Below are 19,262 nucleotides of genomic sequence, written 5' to 3' on the forward strand. Positions count from 1 at the left end.
TACCAACTCCTTCTGGGCTTCGATGAACTGAAGCAACTCGCTGTCGAATCTCGCGTAACTCTTTGTTTACCAAGGAGTTTTCCGTTTCGACTGCGCCGGAAGTGGGGCGAATTATAGACTTCCAGAATCTGCCGTCAACCCTTAATTTGGATTTTCTATCAAACTGCCCGAAAACCTAACGACACCTTCTATATAGAGGGCCAAAATCCAGCAACTGAGCAATATATTGCTCAAAGCTCACCAGTTGAGCATCATATGCCCCCTGCCTCTCCACCACGACTTTGGACAAACACCCCCAATGACCACCCCACCCCGCAGCCTGGCATCGGCGTTGTTCCCGGTCGGCCTGCTATTAATAGCCATGGCGTCCATCCAGTCCGGCGCCTCGCTGGCCAAAAGCATGTTTCCCATTGTCGGCGCCCAGGGCACGACCACCCTGCGGCTGATATTTGCCAGTGTGATCATGCTGCTTCTATTACGCCCATGGCGCGCCAAGCTCACGGCCAAGTCCCTGCGTACCGTTGTCATTTATGGCATGGCGCTGGGTGGCATGAATTTCCTCTTCTATATGTCCTTGCGCACAGTGCCCCTGGGCATCGCTGTAGCGCTGGAATTCACAGGCCCGCTCGCCGTTGCGATCTACGCTTCGCGCCGGGCGGTGGACTTTCTATGGATCGGCCTCGCGATCGCCGGCCTTCTACTGCTCATACCCATAGGCGAAGCCAGCAGCGGTATCGATCTGACGGGCGCAGCCTATGCCCTCGGCGCGGGTGTCTGCTGGGCGCTCTATATTCTGTTCGGCCAAAAGGCCGGCAACGACAATGGCGTCCAGACCGCAGCACTCGGCGTAATGATTGCTGCCTTATTTGTCGCGCCGATTGGCATCGTCCACGCAGGCGCCGCGCTGCTGACCCCAGCACTGATCCCCGTCGCCCTGGCTGTCGCCATCTTGTCCACGGCCCTGCCCTATACCCTGGAAATGGTCGCACTCACCCGCCTTCCTGCCCGCACCTTCGGCACCCTGATGAGCATCGAGCCTGCATTCGGCGCGCTTTCCGGGCTGTTCTTCCTGCAAGAGCACTTGTCGCTGGCACAGTGGCTGGCCATCACCTGCATTATCCTGGCCTCTGTAGGCGCTACGCTGACGATGCGCAATGAATCCAAACCGCTGGTGCCGGCCGATTGATCGCTATCTAAGGTAGCTCTGGTATTTGCCGCTTATTTAGGCCATGTTTAGGCCGTAAATGAATGTCTTTCATGGAGAATTTCGACAAGGACAGCTGAACGCTACAATCGAGAGCGAGTGAAGCCTGCATCGAGCCTTTTTGCGAAGCGGCTATTAAGGATAGTGATGAAAAGAATATTGATACTGTTCATGGTCGTGGGCATTGCGGGCTGTGCTGCGACCACCAAGACAGAAGTGAAACGGGGCAAAAAAGGGCTGCATATCAACTGTTCGGGGCTGTCCTCCTCCTGGGACCAGTGCTACACCAGCGCAGCCAATTCATGCGGAGCCAAGGGCTACCGGGTTATCGCCAAGTCCGGTGACAACTCCGAGGAGCCTGGAGACTACCCCTTCGGCCTCAACCCTGCCGGCTACACCAGTCGCAGCATGATCGTCATCTGTAAGTGAGCACCCGAGCAGTCTTCATCCGACTGCTCCTCTTTTCTGAAAATCTGATCTCGACCCGGCCCTTTGCGACGCTGCGGCTACACTCCTGCTCGACTATCGAGCAACGGAGTTCCCATGACAGAAAACAACAAAATCGTATTGGTAGTGGGTGCCGGTGATGCCACCGGCGGCGCCATTGCCAAGCGCTTCGCGCGCGAAGGCTACGTGGCCTGCGTCACCCGCCGCAGCGCAGACAAACTGCAGCCCTTGGTCGACAGCATCCAGGCGGCCGGTGGCCAAGCCCACGGCTTTGCCTGTGATGCACGCAAGGAAGACGAGGTCATCGCGCTGATCGAACAGATCGAAAGCGAGTTGGGCCCGATCGAAGCGTTCGTCTTCAATATCGGCGCCAACGTGCCTTGCAGCATCCTTGAAGAAACCGCGCGCAAGTACTTCAAGATCTGGGAGATGGCCTGCTTCTCCGGCTTCCTGAATGCACGCGAAGTGGCCAAGCGCATGGTCACCCGCAACCGCGGCACCATCCTGTTCACCGGCGCTACCGCAGGCTTGCGCGGCGCGGCGGGTTTCGCTGCGTTTGCCGGCGCCAAGCACGGCATCCGCGCACTCGCACAAAGCATGGCGCGAGAGCTGGGCCCCAGGAACATCCATGTGGCTCACGTAGTGGTCGACGGCGCCATCGACACCGACTTCATTCGCGACAACTTCCCGCAAAAATACGCCCTGAAGGATCAGGACGGCATCCTCAACCCCGAACACATCGCCGACAACTATTGGTACCTGCACAGCCAACCACGCGACGCCTGGACCTTCGAACTGGACCTGCGCCCCTGGAATGAACCCTGGTAAGCACGCCTCCACAACAATAAGCAGCGAGCATCGACCATGAGTAAAACCCTGGAATTCTTCTTTGACCTAGGCAGTCCCGCCACGTACCTGGCCTACACCCAACTGCCTGCCCTGTGCGCCGCAACCGGCGCGACCCTGGTGTACCAGCCGATGCTGCTCGGAGGCGTGTTCAAAGCCACCGGCAATGCATCCCCCATCAGCGTCCCGGCCAAGGGCCGGTACATGTTTAATGACCTGGCGCGGTATGCCCAACGCTACAACGTGACGCTCAAGTTCAACCCGCACTTCCCCATCAATACCCTGATGCTGATGCGCGCAGTGACCGGCATGCAGCGTCACCAGCCCGAGCGCTTCCAAGGCTTCATCGACTGCCTGTTCCACGCCCTCTGGGTCGAAGGTCGGAATATGAGCGATCCCGCTGTCGTGGCCGCGGTGTTGACCGAAGCCGGTTTCAACCCGGAAGAAGTGCTGGCCCTGGCCAATGACGAAAGCGTGAAAGCCGCCCTCAAGGACAACACGGAACAGGCCGTTCAGCGCGGCGTGTTCGGTGCCCCCAGCATGTTTGTAGGCAACCAGCTGTTCTTCGGTCAGGACCGTCTGGAATTTGTGCGCGAAGCCCTCAGCTAATCGCTATCACCAATCGCCCCTGAGCGCCGCTTGCGAGCAAATCGTAAGCGGCGTTTGCCCTCTGCAGGTCGAATTGATGCGGGTCCATGATCGGCTTGAGCTTGCCCGCATCGATCAACCTGGCCGCCTCAGCCAGTATCGGTGTGCAGGACTACACCCCGCTGTCACTGCCCATCTACGCGGTCTCGGCGCCCAATCACCGCCAGTCGGCCCGGGTCAAGGCGTTCGTCGACTATATGGCCGACGCCCTGGCCCAGGCGCCCGAACTGCAACCGATCAAATCGCCGCTGTGCGCACCTGCAACCATTCCAGCGCAGCGCCGCTGAGCAGCGGGCTAAGCCGCTCGCGCACCTCGGTGTGGTAGGCGTTGAACCACTCGCGCTCGTCCGCCGTCAGCAGCGACGGCACCAGGCAACGGGTGTCGATCGGGCACAGGGTCAGGGTTTCGAACTTGAGAAACTCACCGAACTCGGTCTTGCCCGCTTCACGGTTCAGCACCAAGTTCTCGATGCGCACGCCCCAACGGCCTGGGCGATAAGTGCCCGGCTCAATCGAGGTGATCATCCCCGGCTGCATCGCCGTTTGCGGCGCAGTGGCGGCCTGGTAGGCAATCACTTGCGGGCCCTCATGCACATTCAGGAAATAGCCTACACCGTGACCCGTGCCGTGGCCGTAGTCCACGCCTTCGGCCCAGATCGGCGCACGCGCAATGGCGTCCAGCAGCGGCGACAGAATGCCCTTGGGAAACTGCGCACGCGACAAGGCAATCACGCCCTTGAGCACCCGCGTGCAGTCACGCTTCTGCTCTTCGCTCGGCGTGCCGATCGGCACCATCCGCGTGATGTCCGTGGTGCCGCCCAGGTACTGGCCGCCCGAATCGATCAGCAGCAAGCCATCGCCTTCGATCAGCGCGTGTTCTTCTTCAGTGGCGTGGTAGTGCGGCATCGCGCCATTGGCGTTGAAGGCCGCGATGGTGTTGAAACTCAACGACACATAACCGGGGCGACGGGTACGCGCCGCCGTCAGGTGTTCATCAATAGTCAGTTCGGTAATGCGCTCACGGCCCAGCGCACTGTCCAGCCAGGCGAAGAATTCGCACAACGCCGCGCCGTCCTGCTCCATGGCTTGGCGGATATGCTCGGCGTCCGCCAGGCTCTTGCGCGACTTGGCCAGAGTGGTCGGGTTCAGCCCTTCGACCAGCCTGACGCCGGCATCGAGGTTTTCCAGCAAACCGGCCGTCACCCGCGCCGGGTCAACATGCAAGCTCGCGCCCGACGGCACAGCGCGCAGTGCATCCGCCACTTCGCTGTAGTCGCGCAGGGTCACACCCTCGTGCTCCAGCACCGCGCGTAACTCGGCATCGACCTTGCTCAGCGCCACAAACAAGGTGGCCTGCTGCTGATTGATCAAGGCAAACGACACAAACACCGGGTTGAACGACACATCGCCGCCACGCAGGTTGAACAGCCAGGCGATGTCATCCAGGGTGGCGATGAAGTGCCAGTCGGCCCCCTTCTCTTTCAGGCTGGCACGCAGCGCGGCGAGCTTCTCGCCGCGGCTGACTGTCGCCTGCGGCGGCAGGTGTTGATAGATCGGCTGGTTCGGCAATGCCGGGCGGTCTTGCCAGACGTCGTTGAGCACATCGATATCGGTACGCAGGCGCGCGCCGCGCTCTGCCAGCTTGCCGCCCAGGGTACGCGCCGAGGCCACGGCCATGACCGCGCCATCCACCGCCACCACACCACCTTCGGGGGTTTGCTCGGCCAGCCATTCCAGCGGGCCGGGTTGGCCGGGCTGCAACTTCACCAGCTCGATACCGCTGCCCTTGAGTTCCTTGGTCGCCTGTTCCCAGTAACGGCTATCGGCCCAGACACCGGCGAAATCTGCAGTGACAATCAGCGTGCCCACCGAACCATGAAACCCCGACAGCCATTGCCGCCCCTGCCAGTAACCCGGCAAGTACTCGGACAAGTGCGGGTCGGCCGACGGTACCAACAGGGCGTGGATGCCCTCGCGGCGCATCAGTTCACGGGTGTGCGCCAGGCGCTGGGGAACCGTTCCATGGGTCAAAGGCTGCGTACTCATTGTGTCTCCTGCTAACCACTAATAATTGTTATGTGTTGCGAATGAAAAATCAGACCGCCCAGAAGGCCGGGGCACTGGCGAGTGCGGCTTTGATCAACTGCACGGCCTGATCGATGTCCTGTTCGGTGGTAAACCGGCCCAGGCTCAGGCGAATGGTACGACCAGCGCTGCGCGCGTCATGGCCCAGGGCCAGAAGCACGTGGGACGGCGCGTTGCTCGCCGAGTTACACGCCGAAGTCGCCGAGAACGCCATGCCGGCACTGAGTGCGGCGGAATTGAACTCACCTTCACTGAACGTCAGGCTGAGCGTATGGGGAATGCGCTGTGTGGCGCTGCCGTTCAGGCGCACGCCCGTCACTGTTTCCAACTGGTCGAGCAGGCGCTGGCGCAAGGCGACGATGCTGGCCTTTTCCTCGGCAAAGGACTGCGCCGCCAAGGCAAACGCGGTGCCCATGCCCGCAATCTGATGTGTCGCCAGGGTGCCGGAGCGCAGGCCGCCTTCGTGACCACCGCCGTGAATCTGCGCCAACACCTTTTGCTGCGCTCGCGGGCCGACATACAACGCGCCGATGCCCTTGGGGCCGTACAGCTTGTGCGCAGAAAACGACATCAAGTCCACCGGCCATTCAGCCAGGTCGATCGCGACTTTGCCGGCACCTTGCGCGGCATCCACATGCAGCAGCGCGCCGTGTTCACGCACCCGTGCGCCGATGGCAGGGATGTCGTTCAAGGTGCCCAATTCGTTATTGACCAGCATCAGCGACACCAGAAAGGTGTCGTCACGTAACGCCTCACTCACCGCGGTGGCGCTGATCAGCCCGTCGGCGTCCGGCACCAGATAAGTGACGGCCACCCCGGCTTCCTGCAACTGACGCGCGGTGTCCAGCGTGGCCTTGTGTTCGATCTGGCTGGTAATGATGTGCCCGCCCGCGACGCCGCGCGCCTGGGCCACGCCTTTGATCGCGAGGTTGTTGGATTCAGTCGCACCGGAGGTCCAGACGATCTGCTCAGGGCTGGCACCTACCAGCTCGGCGACCTGGCGCCGCGCCTGTTCAACCGTTTGCCGGGCCGCCTGGCCGTACGCATGGGAACTGGACGCAGGGTTACCGAAATTGGCATTGAAGCCCAGACACTCGACCATCACCTGGATGACCCGCTCATCCACCGGCGTGGTGGCGGCGTAGTCGAAATACAACGGACGTTTATTCATGACGTTCAAGACTCGCAGAGCGTATTCCCGAGAGCAACGTCTCAGGGGCATCAACCGGAACAGAGGTCGTCAGGTTTAACCGATCGAATGCCATTAAAGAAGAACAACTTTATGCAAATGTGCGTAGGAACGCTCCTGAAATTCAGCTTAACAGGCTGAAGTAGCCCAATGGCAAACAAAAAGCCCGAGGTTCCTTAGGGGAATCCTCGGGCTTTTTGCTGCTGAGCGCCGGCTCAACTGGGACGACCATGCAGCACCACGCTGCGTTCGGCGTTCATTTCGCCTTGGTGATCAAAGCCGAACGGCTTCTGTGGCTGGGCGGTCAGTGCGGCGCGCTGCTGTTGGTATTCATCAAACGACAAGCCGCGACGGCTCAGCGCTTCCAGGGCCAATTGCTTGGTTTCTTCAGCCGTGTAAGGGCGTGATTCAGGTGATGGATGAGTCGCACAGCCAGCAAGGACGGCGCTGACAACGAGTAAGGAAACAGCCAGAAAATGGTTCATGGTGGAGGCCCTGCGAAGGAGGTTTCGAGTCAATGAACACAGGCTACTCCCGCCCCTGCACGGTGAAAAATCACCCGCCGTGATAGTCGCTATCAACCGTTCAGACACCTGCAATAGCCAGCCATGCATATTCATTTAAGATCTATAAATATGGAAATACGTTCATTTACGGAATAAACCTAACCCTCTATAAATAGCCCATATCGAATCAACACTGTTCGCCACGCAACTGTTGCGCCAGCAACAGTCATTCAACAAAACACCAGTCAGCCAACAGCTTCACCGTTCAGCAGTGAGCCTGAAGCCCACGCCAATCAAGGCTTCCAGCCGTTGGTACAGCTCTTGCTCAACACGCTCCACTTCACCCGCTATGTACCCCTGTTGATAAAGGAACTGTTCATGACCCGTCCCCTGAATGTCGTTGCCCTCTCCGGCGGAACGTGGCGCCCCTCGCGCACCCTGGTGCTGACCCAGGCCGTGTTGGCCGAGCTGGCGACGTTGCTGCCGATCCAGACCACGCTGATCGAACTGGGCGACATCGCCCGGCCATTGGGCGGCGCCTTGTCGCGTGACGAACTGCCGGGCGAGGTTGAATCGCAACTGTTGGCCATCGAACAGGCCGACCTGCTGATCGTCGCCGCACCGGTGTACCGCGGCTCCTACCCCGGCCTGCTCAAGCACTTGTTCGATCTGGTCGGCCTCAATTCACTGATCAACACGCCGGTATTGCTCGCTGCCACCGGCGGCAGCGAACGTCACGCGCTGGTGCTCGATCATCAGCTGCGCCCGCTGTTCAGCTTCTTCCAGGCACTGACCTTGCCGATCGGTGTGTACGCCACCGAAGCCGACTTCACCGACTACCAAATAACCAGCGAGCCCTTGAAGGGCCGCATACGCCTTGCCGCAGAACGCGCAGCACCTTTGTTTGCCGCGCACTCCCCCTCTCTGCTGAAAATCGCTTAAGGATTTGTCATGGATGTTTTCTGGTTTCTGCCGACGCATGGCGACGGTCACTACCTGGGCACCACCCAAGGTGCACGGCCGGTCACCCTCAATTATCTGAAACAAGTGGCGCAAGCGGCTGACAACCTGGGCTATTACGGCGTGCTGATTCCTACCGGCCGTTCGTGCGAAGACTCCTGGGTCATCGCCTCGGCGCTGGTGCCGTTGACCGAACGCCTGCGGTATCTGGTGGCAATTCGTCCGGGCATCATCTCGCCCACCGTCTCGGCGCGCATGGCCGCCACACTGGATCGGCTGTCCAACGGCCGCTTGCTGATCAATGTGGTGACTGGCGGCGACCCCGACGAAAACCGCGGAGACGGCAGTTTCCTGGACCACAGCGAACGCTACGAAGTCTCCGACGAATTCCTGCAGATCTGGCGCCGTGTGTTGCAGGGCGAATCGGTGGATTTCGAAGGCAAACACCTGCGCGTACAGAATGCCAAGGCCCTTTACCCACCGGTGCAGAAGCCCTATCCGCCGCTGTACTTCGGCGGTTCTTCAGACGCGGCCCACGACCTGGCCGCCGAACAGGTGGACGTGTACCTGACCTGGGGCGAGCCGCCCGCCGCCGTCGCGGAAAAACTCGCGGATGTGCGTGAACGCGCCGCACGCCACGGCCGCACCGTGAAGTTCGGCATTCGCCTGCACGTGATCGTGCGCGAAACCGAAGAAGACGCCTGGAAAGCCGCCGACAAACTGATCGAGCACATCAGCGACGAAACCATCGCGGCCGCGCAAAAATCCTTCTCGCGCTTTGACTCCGAAGGGCAGCGCCGCATGGCCGCCTTGCACGATGGGCGCCGCGACAACCTGGAAATCGCCCCCAACCTGTGGGCCGGCGTCGGCCTGGTCCGAGGCGGTGCCGGTACGGCACTGGTCGGTAACCCGCAGCAGGTGGCCGAGCGCATCAAGGAATACGCCGACCTGGGCATCGAGAGCTTTATTTTCTCCGGCTACCCGCACCTGGAAGAGGCCTATCGTTTTGCTGAGCTGGTGTTCCCGCTGTTGCCGGAACCCTACGCCAGCCTCGCCGGGCGCGGCATCACCAACCTCACCGGCCCGTTTGGCGAAATGATTGCCAATGATGTGCTGCCCAAAACAAAGGCCTGAGCACGCTGAAATCGGCCTGATAGGGCAGCTGCTTTTCTGTGGGAGCCGGGCTTGCCCGCGATACAGGCGACTCGGTGTTTCAGTGAACCCCGGTTGATGCCATCGCAGCGGTGCGACGACTCGACAAGCCAGCGCCCACACTTGAGCTGCATTGCCAGACCTACAGCGCACGGCTTCTGAGCCAATTGAGGAAACCCCGTGACAGCCAACCCCCACAGCGTCCTGCCATCGCCGCTGCAAACCGCCAAACTGCTGGCCGCCGAATTCGCCCTCACGGCCGTCGAGCGCGACGAGCGTGGCGGTACACCGAAAGCCGAACGTGACGCCCTGCGCCACAGCGGCCTGCTGGCCCTGAGCATACCCACGCAGTACGGCGGCCTCGGCGCGCGCTGGAGCGAAACCCTGGGCATCGTGCGCGAATTCGCCAAGGTCGACAGCTCCATCGCCCATGTCTTTGGCTTCCACCACTTGATGCTCGCCACCGTGCGCCTGTTTGCACGCCCGGACCAATGGCAACCCTGGTTCGAACAGACCGCGCGCAAGAACTGGTTCTGGGGCAATGCCCTCAACCCGCTGGACACCCGCACGGTGGTCAAGGATTTCGGCGGCTGGCGCGAATTCTCGGGTAAAAAAAGCTTCTGTTCCGGCGCCAGCGACTCGGAAATGCTCATCGCCTCGGCGGTGGATGAAAGTGCCGGCGGCAAACTGTTGATCGCGGCCATCCCCAGCGGGCGCAGCGGCATCACCTTGCACAATGACTGGAACAACATCGGCCAGCGCCAGACCGACAGCGGCAGCGCCAGCTTTGAACGGGTGCGTGTTGAAGAATCGGAACTGCTCCTCGATCCAGGCCCACTGAGCACGCCCTTCGCCTGCCTGCGCCCGCTGATCGCGCAACTGACGTTCACGCACATGTTTCTCGGGATTGCCGAAGGCGCGTTTGAAGAAGCGCGCAATTACACCCTGACCGAAACCCGTTCGTGGCACAAATCCTCGGCCGACGACGTGCGCCAGGACCCTTACGTGCTGCACCACTACGGCGAGTTCTGGGTGGCGCTGGAAGGCGTGCGCCTGCTGGTCGAGCGCGCCACCGATCTGCTTGACCAGGCCTGGGCCAAAGGCGCCAAGCTCAGCGAGCACGAACGCGGCCAGCTGGCCATTGCGATTGCCACCGCCAAGGTTGCCGCCACCCGCCAGGGCCTGGAGCTGTGCAGCCGCCTATTTGAAGTCACCGGCGCGCGCTCCACCCACGCCTCACTGCGCCTGGACCGCCACTGGCGCAACCTGCGCACACAAACCTTGCACGACCCGGTGGACTACAAACTTCACGAGCTGGGGGACTGGGCGTTGAACCAGTCCCTGCCGATTCCCACGTTCTATTCCTAAGAGAGGTGCCCATGCAGCTTTTAACCTTACCGCCCTCGCCCGCCCTTGCGACCTCGATCCGCGCCACGGCCCAGGTCTTCGAAGACCCCAAATCCCAGGCGCTGCTCGACCACATCCAGCAAGTGGCGCCCAGCGAAGCGAGCGTGCTGATCATCGGCGAGACCGGCACTGGTAAAGAGCTGGTGGCACGCCACATCCATAACCTGAGCGCGCGCCGCAACCGGCCGTTCGTGGCGGTCAACTGTGGCGCATTCTCCGAGTCGCTGGTGGAAGCCGAACTGTTCGGCCATGAAAAAGGCGCGTTTACCGGCGCCCTCAGCGCCAAGGCCGGCTGGTTCGAGGAGGCCGACGGCGGCACCTTGTTCCTCGATGAGATCGGCGACTTGCCGATGGCGATCCAGGTCAAGTTGCTGCGCGTGTTGCAGGAGCGCGAAGTGGTGCGCCTGGGCTCACGCAAGAGCATTCCTATTGATGTGCGTGTACTGGCCGCCACCAACGTGCAACTGGAAAAGGCCATCAACGCCGGGCATTTCCGCGAAGACCTCTACTACCGCCTCGACGTGGTCAGCCTGGAACTCAGCCCATTGCGCGAGCGCCCCGGCGACATCCTGCCGCTGACCCGGCACTTCATCGAAGCCTACAGCCAGCGCCTGGGTTACGGCCCGATCACCATCAGCCGCGAGGCCGAGCACAAACTCAAAAGCTACAGCTGGCCGGGCAATATTCGCGAGCTGGAGAACGTGATTCACCACACCCTGCTGATCTGCCGCAATGGCGTGATCGAGCGCGATGATCTGCGCTTGTCCAACATGCGCATCGAGCGCCAGGACGACAGCCAGCACGGCACCGACAACAGCGCCGAAGCCCTGCTGGCGCGCGCGTTTCAAAAGCTCTTCGAGGAACAGGCCGGCGCCCTGCATGAGAAGGTCGAGGACGCGTTATTGCGCGCCGCCTACCGCTTCAGCCATTACAACCAGGTGCACACCGCCAACCTGCTGGGCCTGAGCCGCAACGTCACGCGCACACGCCTGATCAAGATCGGTGAGCTGGCGGTAAACAAGCGCAGGCCCGGTGAAAACGTGCAAGGCGAGCGCATGTTGCACCTATCCATTTAGGCGACAGTGCAACGCGTTGTCATGGCTGCGCTCAAAGCTGCGCAGTACCTGGAACGAGTCGAAGGTCACCGCCGTGGCCTGGTGGGCGCGGATCAGCGTCCAGAAATCTTCCTCGCCATGCTCAAAGCATTTGAAGGCTGCCTCGCCCTCCTCGCGCGAGCGCCATTGCAGGTAGTTGAGCACCCGCCGGCCGTCGTCGCTGACCTGCACACTCGCATTGATAAAGCCGCCATGGCCCTGGGCCAGGCGCTCGCTTTGAGTGGACAAGGCCGCCACCAGCGCACGTTGCTGCCGGGGCTCGATCTGAAATTCGATCAATTGAGTGAAGCTGCGATTCTTCTCTGATACCTGCATGAACACTCCCCTTTCGGCGTAGGCAAAATCTTGCGATTCGATGCCACGCAGGGTAAAACCTCTAGTTAAGTCAAGGTCAAGCATTGTTTCGGAGTTTTCATGCTCAACAAAGCACTCACCGTCGGCCAGTTGGCCGCCCGCAGTGGCGTGGCGGTCACGGCCCTGCATTTTTATGAGTCCAAGGGACTGATCAAGAGCCAGCGCAATGCCGGCAACCAACGGCGCTACCCACGGGATGTGTTGCGCCGGGTGGTGGTCATCAAGATCGCCCAGCGCTTGGGCATTCCGCTGGCGACGATTGGCGAGGCGCTGCAAACCTTGCCGGATGGGCGCACGCCCACCACTGAAGACTGGGAACGCTTGTCGGCGCTGTGGCGAGAGGACCTGGACGCTCGCATCAACAAATTGTTGCTGCTGCGCGACAAGCTCAGCGGGTGTATCGGCTGTGGGTGTTTGTCGCTGGAGGCGTGTCCGTTGCGCAATCAGGATGACCAGCTCGGCGAGCGCGGGCCGGGCGCCCAGTTGCTGGAACCGACGCCCCCCTCCTGACCTGCAAACTTGCTCAATGTGGGAGCTGGCTTGCCTGCGATGGCATCGCCGCGGTGTGACAGGCATACCGAGGTGTCTGCATCGCAGGCAAGCCAGCGCCCACAGGAGTCCTCAGTGTTTGAACGGTTGAGGCTCCTACACACTTCATGAACAACCCCTCCACGCTTTCCCCCTTGCCCCGCACGCCGCGTGATTCCAGGATGCAGGCAATCATCACAAGGAGTCATTCCATGTTCGCCGGATTCCAAAAAGACCAGTGCCACGTCAACGGCGTGGACATCAGCTACCGCAAAGGCGGTACAGGTCCCGGTCTGCTCCTGCTGCACGGCCACCCGCAAACCCACGTCATCTGGCACAAAGTTGCCGAGCAACTGGCCGAGCATTTCACCGTGGTGGCTGCTGACCTGCGCGGTTATGGCGACAGCAGCAAGCCGCCGGCCAATGACCAGCACACACACTACTCAAAACGCGAAATGGCCCGCGATGGCGTCGAACTGATGCAGGCGCTCGGCTTCGCGCAGTTCTCGGTACTCGCCCACGACCGAGGCGCCCGCGTCGCGCATCGCCTGGCACTCGACCATCCCGACGCCGTGCAGCGCATGGTGCTGCTGGATATCGCGCCGACGCTGACCATGTATGCCCAGACCAACGAAGCGTTTGCCCGCGCCTACTGGCATTGGTTCTTCCTGATACGCCCGGCGCCGCTCCCGGAAACCTTCATCGAGTCCAACCCCGAGCTCTACCTGCGTAGCGTCATCGGCAGCCGCAGCGCGGGCCTCAAACCGTTTACCGAAGAAGCCCTCGCCGAATACCTGCGTTGCCTGCAACTGCCGGGCACTGCGCGTGGCATCTGCGAAGACTACCGTGCCGCCGCCGGCATCGACCTTGAGCACGACCAGGCGGATATCGACGCCGGCCATCACCTGAACCTGCCCTTGCTGGTGATGTGGGGCGCCGAAGGCACTGTCGGCCGCTGTTTCGAGCCACTCAAGGAGTGGCAGAAAGTCGCCACCGACGTGCGTGGCAAGGCCCTGCCGGCCGGCCATTACATTGCCGAAGAAGTGCCTGAATTATTGCTCGGCGAAGTCCTGACCTTCCTTCGCTGAACCAGCTCTGAACGCTGTAGCTCCGTGACCTGAAAGACCCGCCTCGCAGGCTGCTGATGGCCTGCGACGGGTTCTGCTTGCCCAAAAAACGATTGAGATAATAACAATGACAATCAAAAAACTGCTGGGAACCCTGTATGTGCAGGTGCTCATCGCTATTGCACTGGGTGTGTTGATCGGCCATCAATGGCCGCAAGTCGGCATCGACCTCAAGCCCTTGGGCGACGGGTTTATCAAGCTGATCAAGATGATCATCGGCCCGATCATCTTCTGCACGGTGGTCTCCGGCATCACCAGCATGCACGATGTGAAACAGGTCGGTCGGGTCGGCGGCAAGGCGCTGTTGTACTTTGAAATCGTCTCCAGCATTGCCTTGCTGATCGGCATTCTCTCTGCTCACCTGCTGCACCCCGGCGTGGGCTTCAACATCGATGTGAAGACCCTGGACGGTTCGGCCATCGCCGGTTTCGTCGGCCAGGCGCAGCACGGTGAAGGCGTCACCGGTTTTCTGCTGAACGTTATCCCGGGCACGTTTTTCGATGCTTTCGCCAAGGGCGAGATCCTGCCGGTACTGTTTATTTCCGTCTTGTTCGGCCTGGGCCTGGTGATGGTCGGCGAAAAGGCACGACCGCTGGTAGGAGTGATCAACCAGGCCAGCGAGGTGTTTTTCCGCATCGTCGGCATGATCAGCCGCGTCGCCCCGATCGGCGCCTTCGGCGCCATTGCCTTCACCATCGGCAAGTACGGCGTGGGCTCGCTGCTGCCGCTGCTGAAGCTGGTCGGCACCTTCTACCTCACCGCGTTCTTCTTTGTCGCAGTGGTGCTGGGCAGCATCGCGCGTTACGCCGGTTTCAGCATTTTCAAACTGATGGGCTATATCAAGTCGGAGCTGTTGATCGTACTCGGCACCAGCTCGTCGGAATCTGCGCTGCCGCAACTGATCCAGAAACTTGAAAGCCTGGGTGCCTCCAAAGGCGTGGTGGGCATCGTGGTGCCTACCGGCTACACCTTCAACCTCGACGGCACCAACATCTATATGACCCTGGCCGTGCTGTTCCTGGCCCAGGCGACCAATACACCCCTGCCGCTGGAACAACAACTGACCTTGCTGGCGGTGGCCATGCTCACCTCCAAGGGCGCCGGTGCCGTGGTCGGCGCCGGCTTCGTGGCATTGGCCGCCAGCCTGGCGGTGGTGCCGACGGTGCCGGTGGCGGCGATGGTACTGATCCTGGGCGTTGACCGCTTCATGGCTGAATGCCGCTCGCTGACCAATATCATCGGCAACGCCGTCGCAGCCCTGGTGGTGGCGGCGTGGGAAGGTGAGCTGGATCGCGAAAAAATGGCGCCCATCGCCCTCAAGCGCGGCCGCCATGCGCGGGCTGCCCAGGCGGCACAGGCGAAGATCGCTGCCGAATAAGCAATAACGCCTGGGCGTGCCGGAAGGCGCGCCGATCCGGTGCTATTCTGGCGGCTCATGCCGCCACGTCTGTTTCTGATGACCCTTAAGAAAGATACCGTGCCCCTACCCGAAGACCTGCGGGTGTTCCTGACCGTGATCCGCAAGGCAGGCTTTGCTGCCGCCGCCGATGAACTGGGGCTGTCGCCTGCGTACGTCAGCAAGCGCATCCAGATCCTCGAAACCACCCTGGCCACGCGCCTGCTGCACCGTACCAGCCGCCGCATCGCCTTGACCGAAGACGGTGAGCGGGTGCAGCGCTGGGCCGTGCGCATCCTCGAAGATTTCCAGCAACTGGCCGATGAGCTGTCTGACGCCCACGACAGCCCGCGCGGCCACCTGCACCTGTGCAGCAGCTTCGGTTTTGGTCGTAACCATGTGGCGCCTGCCCTGTCCTTGTTGGCCGAGCAATACCCGGACCTGGAAATCCGCCTGGACCTGTTCGACCGCGTGGTGGATATCGTCAGCGAGGGCTTTGACCTGGAAATTCGCGTAGGTGATGACATCCCCGGCCAGCATATCGGCCGACGTCTGGTGAGCAATCGCCGCGTGCTGTGCGCCGCACCGTCCTACCTCAAGCGGCGCGGCACACCGCAGCAGTTGAGTGACCTTGAGCAGCACGACTGCCTGGTGCTCAAGGAGCGCGACAACGCCTTCGGCATCTGGAACCTGGAGCGCGATGGCGCCGCCGAAAGCGTGCGCGTGCGCGGGCCGCTGTCCTCCAACAACGGCGAGATCGTGTTGCAATGGGCGCTGGATGGGCGCGGCGTATTGCTGCGCTCGATGTGGGACGTGAAGCCACTGCTGGAACAAGGCAAGCTGGTGCAGGTGCTGCACGACTGCACCCAGAGTGCCAACGTGTGGGCGGTGTACCCTACACGGCTGGCCTACTCCGGAAAATTAAGAGCCTGCGTGGAGTTCTTGCAGGAGCACTTCAAGGGCTTGTCGATCTGACGCTCCGGTGGGCGCTGTAACCCAGCCACACCGTCATGACCAGCAACGCGGTCAGCGGCAGGCCATGGAACAACACGATCACCTGGGCCGGCGTCCACGTCAGGTAGAACGGCCCCACCACCAGCATGCCCACCCCGAAGCCGGCCATCTGAATCAGCGTCAACAGGCTGAACAGCGGCAAGCGCAGGCTATCCGGTTCGCTTTGCGCGCGGGAGACCAACGCGACCTCGGACACACCATCGCCCAGCCCGGCCCACACCACCAACAGCAGCGCCAGCCACAGCTCGGTTTGCTGGAAGGTCAGGATAAAGCCACTGGACATCAGCGCCACGCCCAGCATGAACAGGCGCTCCATGGCCTGAGTGCCACGCCCTTTCAACAGCGCACTGGCAATGCGCGCACCGACAAACTTGCCGCACGCCCACACCGCCAGCAGATAGCCCATGACGGTCTTGGCCGTGTCTGGCGAAATGTACTGCGACAACACCGGCCAGCCGACGTTATGCGCAGCGCTGCCGAGGGTGTCGAGCATGCTGATCAACAACATCGCCGCCAGCACGGGCGCGCCGCGCAGGCCTTGGGTCAGCTCGCGCCATTCAGCCGCGAGCCCGCGGTGCACGGCAACGGCGACCGAGAACAACGCGCGCAACGGCAGGATCAGGCAGGCCGCCAAAACGTAGGTGCCAATGTTGACGGCAAACACCGCCTCGAAGCCTCCCGTAGCAATCAACAGCCCGGAGAGCAGGCTGCCGAACACCGCGCCGGTCGCCGCCGCCGACGTGATCCACGCATTGGTGCTCACCCGCTGCTCAAGCGCGACCCAGGTGGGCAGCTGGCTGTTCAGGCCAATGGCAAACAGCGAGTTGCACAAGCCGATGCCAAACGCGATAAAGGGCAGCACGTGCAGCTGATGCGCCGGTATCAGCACCAGCAGCGGCAACAGCAGCAATGCCCTGGCCAGGTCCAGCCCGGCCAGTGTGCTGCGTCCGGGAAAACGCCGAAAAAACGGAATGCCGAACAGGCTGGCGACTATCCCGCCGGTGACACGGCACGCTAGAAACACACTGACAAACACCACGCTCTGGCTCAGCCAGTAAACGTAAGTGGACAGCGCCACCAGGTTGAGAAACGCGCCAAAATCCGACACGCCGCGGGCAAAGATGATCAAGCGGGCATTGCGGGTCGACAGGATCAGCTGCGGATCATGGCTCATGCAGGTTGCGCCTCTTGGTCGGTCGGCACGCCGCGCAGGCTCACCAGCAGCACGTCGCGCCAGGCCGGCGCCGCATCGGCATGGGGCCGCACATCGCTGGCGCGATGGTAGAGCCCACGGTCGTTGATCACGATGGTTTCCAGAAACGCCTCCATCGCCAGGTTGAACACCCGGCTTTGCTCGGCCGGCGAGGTAAATACTTCCGAAACCACCGGCACCGTATTGCTCTGGCCAATGAAGTGCATGAACACCCAGTCCAGGCCATCCTGGTGAATCCCCGAGGTCGTCGGACTGCTCGATTGCCCATCCGCGCGGAGGCGGAACTGGTGAATATCGATCGTATACGCCTGCTCGCCCAAGTGCGGGGCAATCACTGCAAGGTCGGTGGCCAACAGCTTCTGCATCAGCGGGTGCTCGATAAAACCGTCCTCGCAATAGCTCAAATGGTTCACGCCCTGCCGATAATTGACGGCGTAGGTGACCGGCGACGTAAACGCGGTGTTGCGGTCGAGCTGCAACTGCCGCGAAGGCAATAAACGATAGCGCAGGATGCGGCGCTCGCGGTGGGTGTATGCCTTGAATGCCTCGTCCCGCACCAGGTTGGCCCAGTAGGCTCGAAAGCTCTGCTCCTGCCCGGGCTCAATACCGATCAACCCGCCATAGTCGCGGCGATGGCAGTAGTGATGGTCGCGCAAATGCGCAGAGATCTGTGGGATGTCCATAGCGCTAAACCTTATCCTCGATGACCACGTGCAGGTTGTGCCTGATCGCGTCATGCACGGCGTGAGCGTCGGCGGCACCGTCGACCTTGGCCCAGCACTTGAGCAAATAGTGCTCCTCGATATCGGCGTCGAGGCAGTGGCCGGCGTCCAGTTGCGCGTACTCCAGCACCGCGGCGTGATGATCGAGAAACTGCACGCCCTCGATCCCCTTGAAGCGGCCACTGTGCTCCGGGTAAATCGCCAGCATCGCGTAGTGCTGGTTGCCGTTGGCGACTTTGTGCGCGCCGGCCTCCAGTTGCGCGTTAACGCCCGGTTCGCCCAGCAGCAGCGACAGATACAGCTGGTACGGATTGATCGCGGCCAGGTCTCGGAACGCCGCGTTGACATACAGCCCGCCCACGCGCGGGTTGATCTCAATAACCACGGGGCCTTGATCGGTCATGCGAAATTCAAAATGCACCACCGCGTTGGTCAGCCCGACCGCGCGCAGGCATGCCGTGGCGTACGTGCGGATCTGCTCGCACTGCTCGGCCGTGAAAGAGGTCGGCGGAGAAATCAGCAGGTTCTCCAACACGGTGCCGCTGCGCTCGGTCAGCATGAGTTTCTCGTTGATCAGCAGCGCGTGGATGCGCTCGCCGACAACCACGCACTCCACGCTGCCTTCAATGCCCGGGATGTAGCCTTCGAGCAGGATGCTACGCCCCGGAATGTACTCGCACGCCTGCCCGTCGACTGCCGGCAAACGGTGCGCGCAACCGTAGAAATCCGCGTAAGCCGCCGCGCCGTGGCCGCTCACGAACTGCGCGTAATGGCTGCGCAACTGGGCCCAGTTGGAGCACTTCTTGATAAAGGCCGACGCACCGCCAAAAGGCGGTTTGGCAATGAGCGGATAGCCCACCCGCTCGGCGCCGGCTTGAAGCGCCTGCTCGTTATTGCACAGCGCAAACGGCACCGAACGCAGCCCGTGTTTTTGCAACACACTGCGCATCAGGTACTTGTTATTGCACGCGGCAATCGCCTCGGCACGGCTGTACACCAGCCCCAGGCGCTTGCAGGTGGTTGCAACGATGCAACCCACTTCGCCCAATGCAGACGGGTGCCCGGCCTGGCAGAAAATCGCGCGAATCTGGTAACGCCCGTCCAGCCGGCCCACCAGGTCCAGAATCGATTGTTCGCTTAAGGCGTCGAGCAGGAACACTTCATCACTGTCGCCGCGCAGTCGCTGCAGGTGATGACGCCCCGCGACCCCGGCGGTTAAACAGGCCAGGCCTTGTGCGCGGGCGACCGCAAAGTGCGGCTCGCGGTAGTTGTAACGCACCGTGGCACTGTCATCGACATCAATAAAAAGAACCGCCTCTTGCTTCATGACCATCGTTGCCTCTTCCGTG

Annotated in this window: 19 protein-coding genes and 2 pseudogenes; 13 read left to right on the forward strand and 8 right to left on the reverse strand. The window is 61.7% G+C overall.

Features of this window, described 5'->3' with window-relative positions; genetic code table 11:
- Window positions 1–298 precede the first annotated feature (298 nt).
- From rhtA to ACP7B3_RS12465, 4 genes are all read left to right on the forward strand, one after another.
- Window positions 299–1,186 (forward strand): threonine/homoserine exporter RhtA, encoded by an 888-nt coding sequence (gene rhtA / locus ACP7B3_RS12450; protein ID WP_145165922.1) that lies wholly within the window; start codon window positions 299–301, stop codon window positions 1,184–1,186.
- A 165-nt stretch (window positions 1,187–1,351) separates the two neighbouring features.
- Window positions 1,352–1,633 carry a hypothetical protein gene (locus ACP7B3_RS12455; protein WP_145165923.1) on the forward strand — a complete coding sequence of 94 codons (282 nt, stop codon included), beginning with the start codon at window positions 1,352–1,354 and terminating at the stop codon, window positions 1,631–1,633.
- 114 nt (window positions 1,634–1,747) lie between these two features.
- Window positions 1,748–2,479 carry an SDR family oxidoreductase gene (locus tag ACP7B3_RS12460; protein WP_145165924.1) on the forward strand — a complete coding sequence of 244 codons (732 nt, stop codon included), beginning with the start codon at window positions 1,748–1,750 and terminating at the stop codon, window positions 2,477–2,479.
- A gap of 36 nt (window positions 2,480–2,515) precedes the next feature.
- Complete coding sequence (locus ACP7B3_RS12465; protein ID WP_369302613.1) at window positions 2,516–3,106, forward strand: 2-hydroxychromene-2-carboxylate isomerase; 591 nt, start codon at window positions 2,516–2,518, stop codon at window positions 3,104–3,106.
- Here ACP7B3_RS12465 and ACP7B3_RS12470 read toward each other — a convergent pair.
- Window positions 3,099–3,245: pseudogene (locus ACP7B3_RS12470) on the reverse strand (zinc-binding dehydrogenase); the annotation flags it as partial. The gene ACP7B3_RS12465 and the pseudogene ACP7B3_RS12470 sit on opposite strands and share 8 nt — an antisense overlap.
- A 4-nt stretch (window positions 3,246–3,249) precedes the next feature.
- On the opposite strand from ACP7B3_RS12470, the pseudogene ACP7B3_RS12475 reads away from it, so the two are divergent.
- Window positions 3,250–3,432, forward strand: a pseudogene (locus ACP7B3_RS12475) (hypothetical protein); the annotation flags it as partial.
- Here the strand turns inward: ACP7B3_RS12475 and ACP7B3_RS12480 are convergent.
- The 3 genes from ACP7B3_RS12480 to ACP7B3_RS12490 all read right to left on the reverse strand — a co-directional run bounded on the left by ACP7B3_RS12480 (window position 3,383) and on the right by ACP7B3_RS12490 (window position 6,904).
- Entirely contained in the window at window positions 3,383–5,191 is a 1,809-nt protein-coding gene (locus ACP7B3_RS12480) for an aminopeptidase P family protein (protein WP_426178947.1), read from the reverse strand. The pseudogene ACP7B3_RS12475 and the gene ACP7B3_RS12480 sit on opposite strands and share 50 nt — an antisense overlap.
- Window positions 5,192–5,240: 49 nt before the next feature.
- Window positions 5,241–6,401, reverse strand: a complete 1,161-nt coding sequence (locus tag ACP7B3_RS12485; RefSeq protein WP_426178949.1) for a cysteine desulfurase family protein — start codon at window positions 6,399–6,401, stop codon at window positions 5,241–5,243.
- A 233-nt stretch (window positions 6,402–6,634) separates the two neighbouring features.
- On the reverse strand, window positions 6,635–6,904 hold the full coding sequence (locus ACP7B3_RS12490) for a hypothetical protein (protein WP_145165928.1): 270 nt from the start codon (window positions 6,902–6,904) through the stop codon (window positions 6,635–6,637).
- Window positions 6,905–7,303: 399 nt separating this feature from the next.
- Between ACP7B3_RS12490 and msuE the strand changes: the two genes are divergently transcribed.
- The 4 genes from msuE (at window position 7,304) to ACP7B3_RS12510 (ending at window position 11,520) form a co-directional block, all read left to right on the forward strand.
- Entirely contained in the window at window positions 7,304–7,867 is a 564-nt protein-coding gene (gene msuE, locus ACP7B3_RS12495; RefSeq protein WP_145165929.1) for an FMN reductase, read from the forward strand.
- A gap of 9 nt (window positions 7,868–7,876) precedes the next feature.
- Window positions 7,877–9,019, forward strand: a complete 1,143-nt coding sequence (ssuD, locus tag ACP7B3_RS12500) for an FMNH2-dependent alkanesulfonate monooxygenase (RefSeq protein WP_119735593.1) — start codon at window positions 7,877–7,879, stop codon at window positions 9,017–9,019.
- A gap of 198 nt (window positions 9,020–9,217) precedes the next feature.
- The gene (locus ACP7B3_RS12505; RefSeq protein ID WP_369302616.1) at window positions 9,218–10,405 is read left to right on the forward strand and encodes an acyl-CoA dehydrogenase family protein; all 1,188 of its coding nucleotides are present in this window, start codon (window positions 9,218–9,220) and stop codon (window positions 10,403–10,405) included.
- Between the two features lie 11 nt (window positions 10,406–10,416).
- Entirely contained in the window at window positions 10,417–11,520 is a 1,104-nt protein-coding gene (locus ACP7B3_RS12510; protein ID WP_106580595.1) for a sigma-54 interaction domain-containing protein, read from the forward strand.
- Here ACP7B3_RS12510 and ACP7B3_RS12515 read toward each other — a convergent pair.
- Window positions 11,509–11,874 carry an antibiotic biosynthesis monooxygenase gene (locus ACP7B3_RS12515; RefSeq protein WP_145165932.1) on the reverse strand — a complete coding sequence of 122 codons (366 nt, stop codon included), beginning with the start codon at window positions 11,872–11,874 and terminating at the stop codon, window positions 11,509–11,511. The two genes, ACP7B3_RS12510 and ACP7B3_RS12515, sit on opposite strands and share 12 nt — an antisense overlap.
- Window positions 11,875–11,973: 99 nt before the next feature.
- Between ACP7B3_RS12515 and soxR the strand changes: the two genes are divergently transcribed.
- The 4 genes from soxR to ACP7B3_RS12535 all read left to right on the forward strand — a co-directional run bounded on the left by soxR (window position 11,974) and on the right by ACP7B3_RS12535 (window position 15,939).
- Complete coding sequence (soxR, locus tag ACP7B3_RS12520) at window positions 11,974–12,423, forward strand: redox-sensitive transcriptional activator SoxR (protein ID WP_145165933.1); 450 nt, start codon at window positions 11,974–11,976, stop codon at window positions 12,421–12,423.
- A 230-nt stretch (window positions 12,424–12,653) separates the two neighbouring features.
- Entirely contained in the window at window positions 12,654–13,529 is an 876-nt protein-coding gene (locus ACP7B3_RS12525) for an alpha/beta fold hydrolase (RefSeq protein ID WP_426178954.1), read from the forward strand.
- Between the two features lie 106 nt (window positions 13,530–13,635).
- Window positions 13,636–14,946, forward strand: a complete 1,311-nt coding sequence (locus ACP7B3_RS12530) for a dicarboxylate/amino acid:cation symporter (protein ID WP_426178956.1) — start codon at window positions 13,636–13,638, stop codon at window positions 14,944–14,946.
- Between the two features lie 78 nt (window positions 14,947–15,024).
- Window positions 15,025–15,939, forward strand: a complete 915-nt coding sequence (locus ACP7B3_RS12535; protein ID WP_426178958.1) for a LysR substrate-binding domain-containing protein — start codon at window positions 15,025–15,027, stop codon at window positions 15,937–15,939.
- Here the strand turns inward: ACP7B3_RS12535 and ACP7B3_RS12540 are convergent.
- From ACP7B3_RS12540 to ACP7B3_RS12550, 3 genes are read right to left on the reverse strand one after another with little or no spacing between them, the layout of a single operon-like run.
- The gene (locus ACP7B3_RS12540; protein ID WP_426178960.1) at window positions 15,920–17,152 is read right to left on the reverse strand and encodes an MFS transporter; all 1,233 of its coding nucleotides are present in this window, start codon (window positions 17,150–17,152) and stop codon (window positions 15,920–15,922) included. The two genes, ACP7B3_RS12535 and ACP7B3_RS12540, sit on opposite strands and share 20 nt — an antisense overlap.
- Complete coding sequence (locus tag ACP7B3_RS12545; protein WP_426178962.1) at window positions 17,149–17,874, reverse strand: 2OG-Fe dioxygenase family protein; 726 nt, start codon at window positions 17,872–17,874, stop codon at window positions 17,149–17,151. The genes ACP7B3_RS12540 and ACP7B3_RS12545 overlap by 4 nt, the downstream gene beginning before the upstream one ends.
- 4 nt (window positions 17,875–17,878) lie before the next feature.
- Window positions 17,879–19,246 carry an ATP-grasp domain-containing protein gene (locus ACP7B3_RS12550; RefSeq protein ID WP_426178964.1) on the reverse strand — a complete coding sequence of 456 codons (1,368 nt, stop codon included), beginning with the start codon at window positions 19,244–19,246 and terminating at the stop codon, window positions 17,879–17,881.
- Between the last annotated feature and the right edge of the window lie 16 nt (window positions 19,247–19,262).

Source organism: Pseudomonas sp. TWRC1-2 (assembly GCF_049896685.1).
Classification (GTDB): Bacteria; Pseudomonadota; Gammaproteobacteria; order Pseudomonadales; family Pseudomonadaceae; genus Aquipseudomonas.

Coding starts and splice junctions, on each gene's coding strand:
- ACP7B3_RS12490 (WP_145165928.1), bottom strand. CDS start 6,904: ATGAACCATTTTCTGGCTGTTTCCTTACTCGTTGTCAGCGCCGTCCTT.
- ACP7B3_RS12485 (WP_426178949.1), bottom strand. CDS start 6,401: ATGAATAAACGTCCGTTGTATTTCGACTACGCCGCCACCACGCCGGTG.
- ssuD (WP_119735593.1), top strand. CDS start 7,877: ATGGATGTTTTCTGGTTTCTGCCGACGCATGGCGACGGTCACTACCTG.
- soxR (WP_145165933.1), top strand. CDS start 11,974: ATGCTCAACAAAGCACTCACCGTCGGCCAGTTGGCCGCCCGCAGTGGC.
- rhtA (WP_145165922.1), top strand. CDS start 299: ATGACCACCCCACCCCGCAGCCTGGCATCGGCGTTGTTCCCGGTCGGC.
- ACP7B3_RS12480 (WP_426178947.1), bottom strand. CDS start 5,191: ATGAGTACGCAGCCTTTGACCCATGGAACGGTTCCCCAGCGCCTGGCG.
- ACP7B3_RS12515 (WP_145165932.1), bottom strand. CDS start 11,874: ATGCAGGTATCAGAGAAGAATCGCAGCTTCACTCAATTGATCGAATTT.
- ACP7B3_RS12510 (WP_106580595.1), top strand. CDS start 10,417: ATGCAGCTTTTAACCTTACCGCCCTCGCCCGCCCTTGCGACCTCGATC.
- ACP7B3_RS12540 (WP_426178960.1), bottom strand. CDS start 17,152: ATGAGCCATGATCCGCAGCTGATCCTGTCGACCCGCAATGCCCGCTTG.
- ACP7B3_RS12455 (WP_145165923.1), top strand. CDS start 1,352: ATGAAAAGAATATTGATACTGTTCATGGTCGTGGGCATTGCGGGCTGT.
- ACP7B3_RS12465 (WP_369302613.1), top strand. CDS start 2,516: ATGAGTAAAACCCTGGAATTCTTCTTTGACCTAGGCAGTCCCGCCACG.
- ACP7B3_RS12545 (WP_426178962.1), bottom strand. CDS start 17,874: ATGGACATCCCACAGATCTCTGCGCATTTGCGCGACCATCACTACTGC.
- msuE (WP_145165929.1), top strand. CDS start 7,304: ATGACCCGTCCCCTGAATGTCGTTGCCCTCTCCGGCGGAACGTGGCGC.
- ACP7B3_RS12530 (WP_426178956.1), top strand. CDS start 13,636: ATGACAATCAAAAAACTGCTGGGAACCCTGTATGTGCAGGTGCTCATC.
- ACP7B3_RS12535 (WP_426178958.1), top strand. CDS start 15,025: ATGACCCTTAAGAAAGATACCGTGCCCCTACCCGAAGACCTGCGGGTG.
- ACP7B3_RS12525 (WP_426178954.1), top strand. CDS start 12,654: ATGTTCGCCGGATTCCAAAAAGACCAGTGCCACGTCAACGGCGTGGAC.
- ACP7B3_RS12550 (WP_426178964.1), bottom strand. CDS start 19,246: ATGGTCATGAAGCAAGAGGCGGTTCTTTTTATTGATGTCGATGACAGT.
- ACP7B3_RS12460 (WP_145165924.1), top strand. CDS start 1,748: ATGACAGAAAACAACAAAATCGTATTGGTAGTGGGTGCCGGTGATGCC.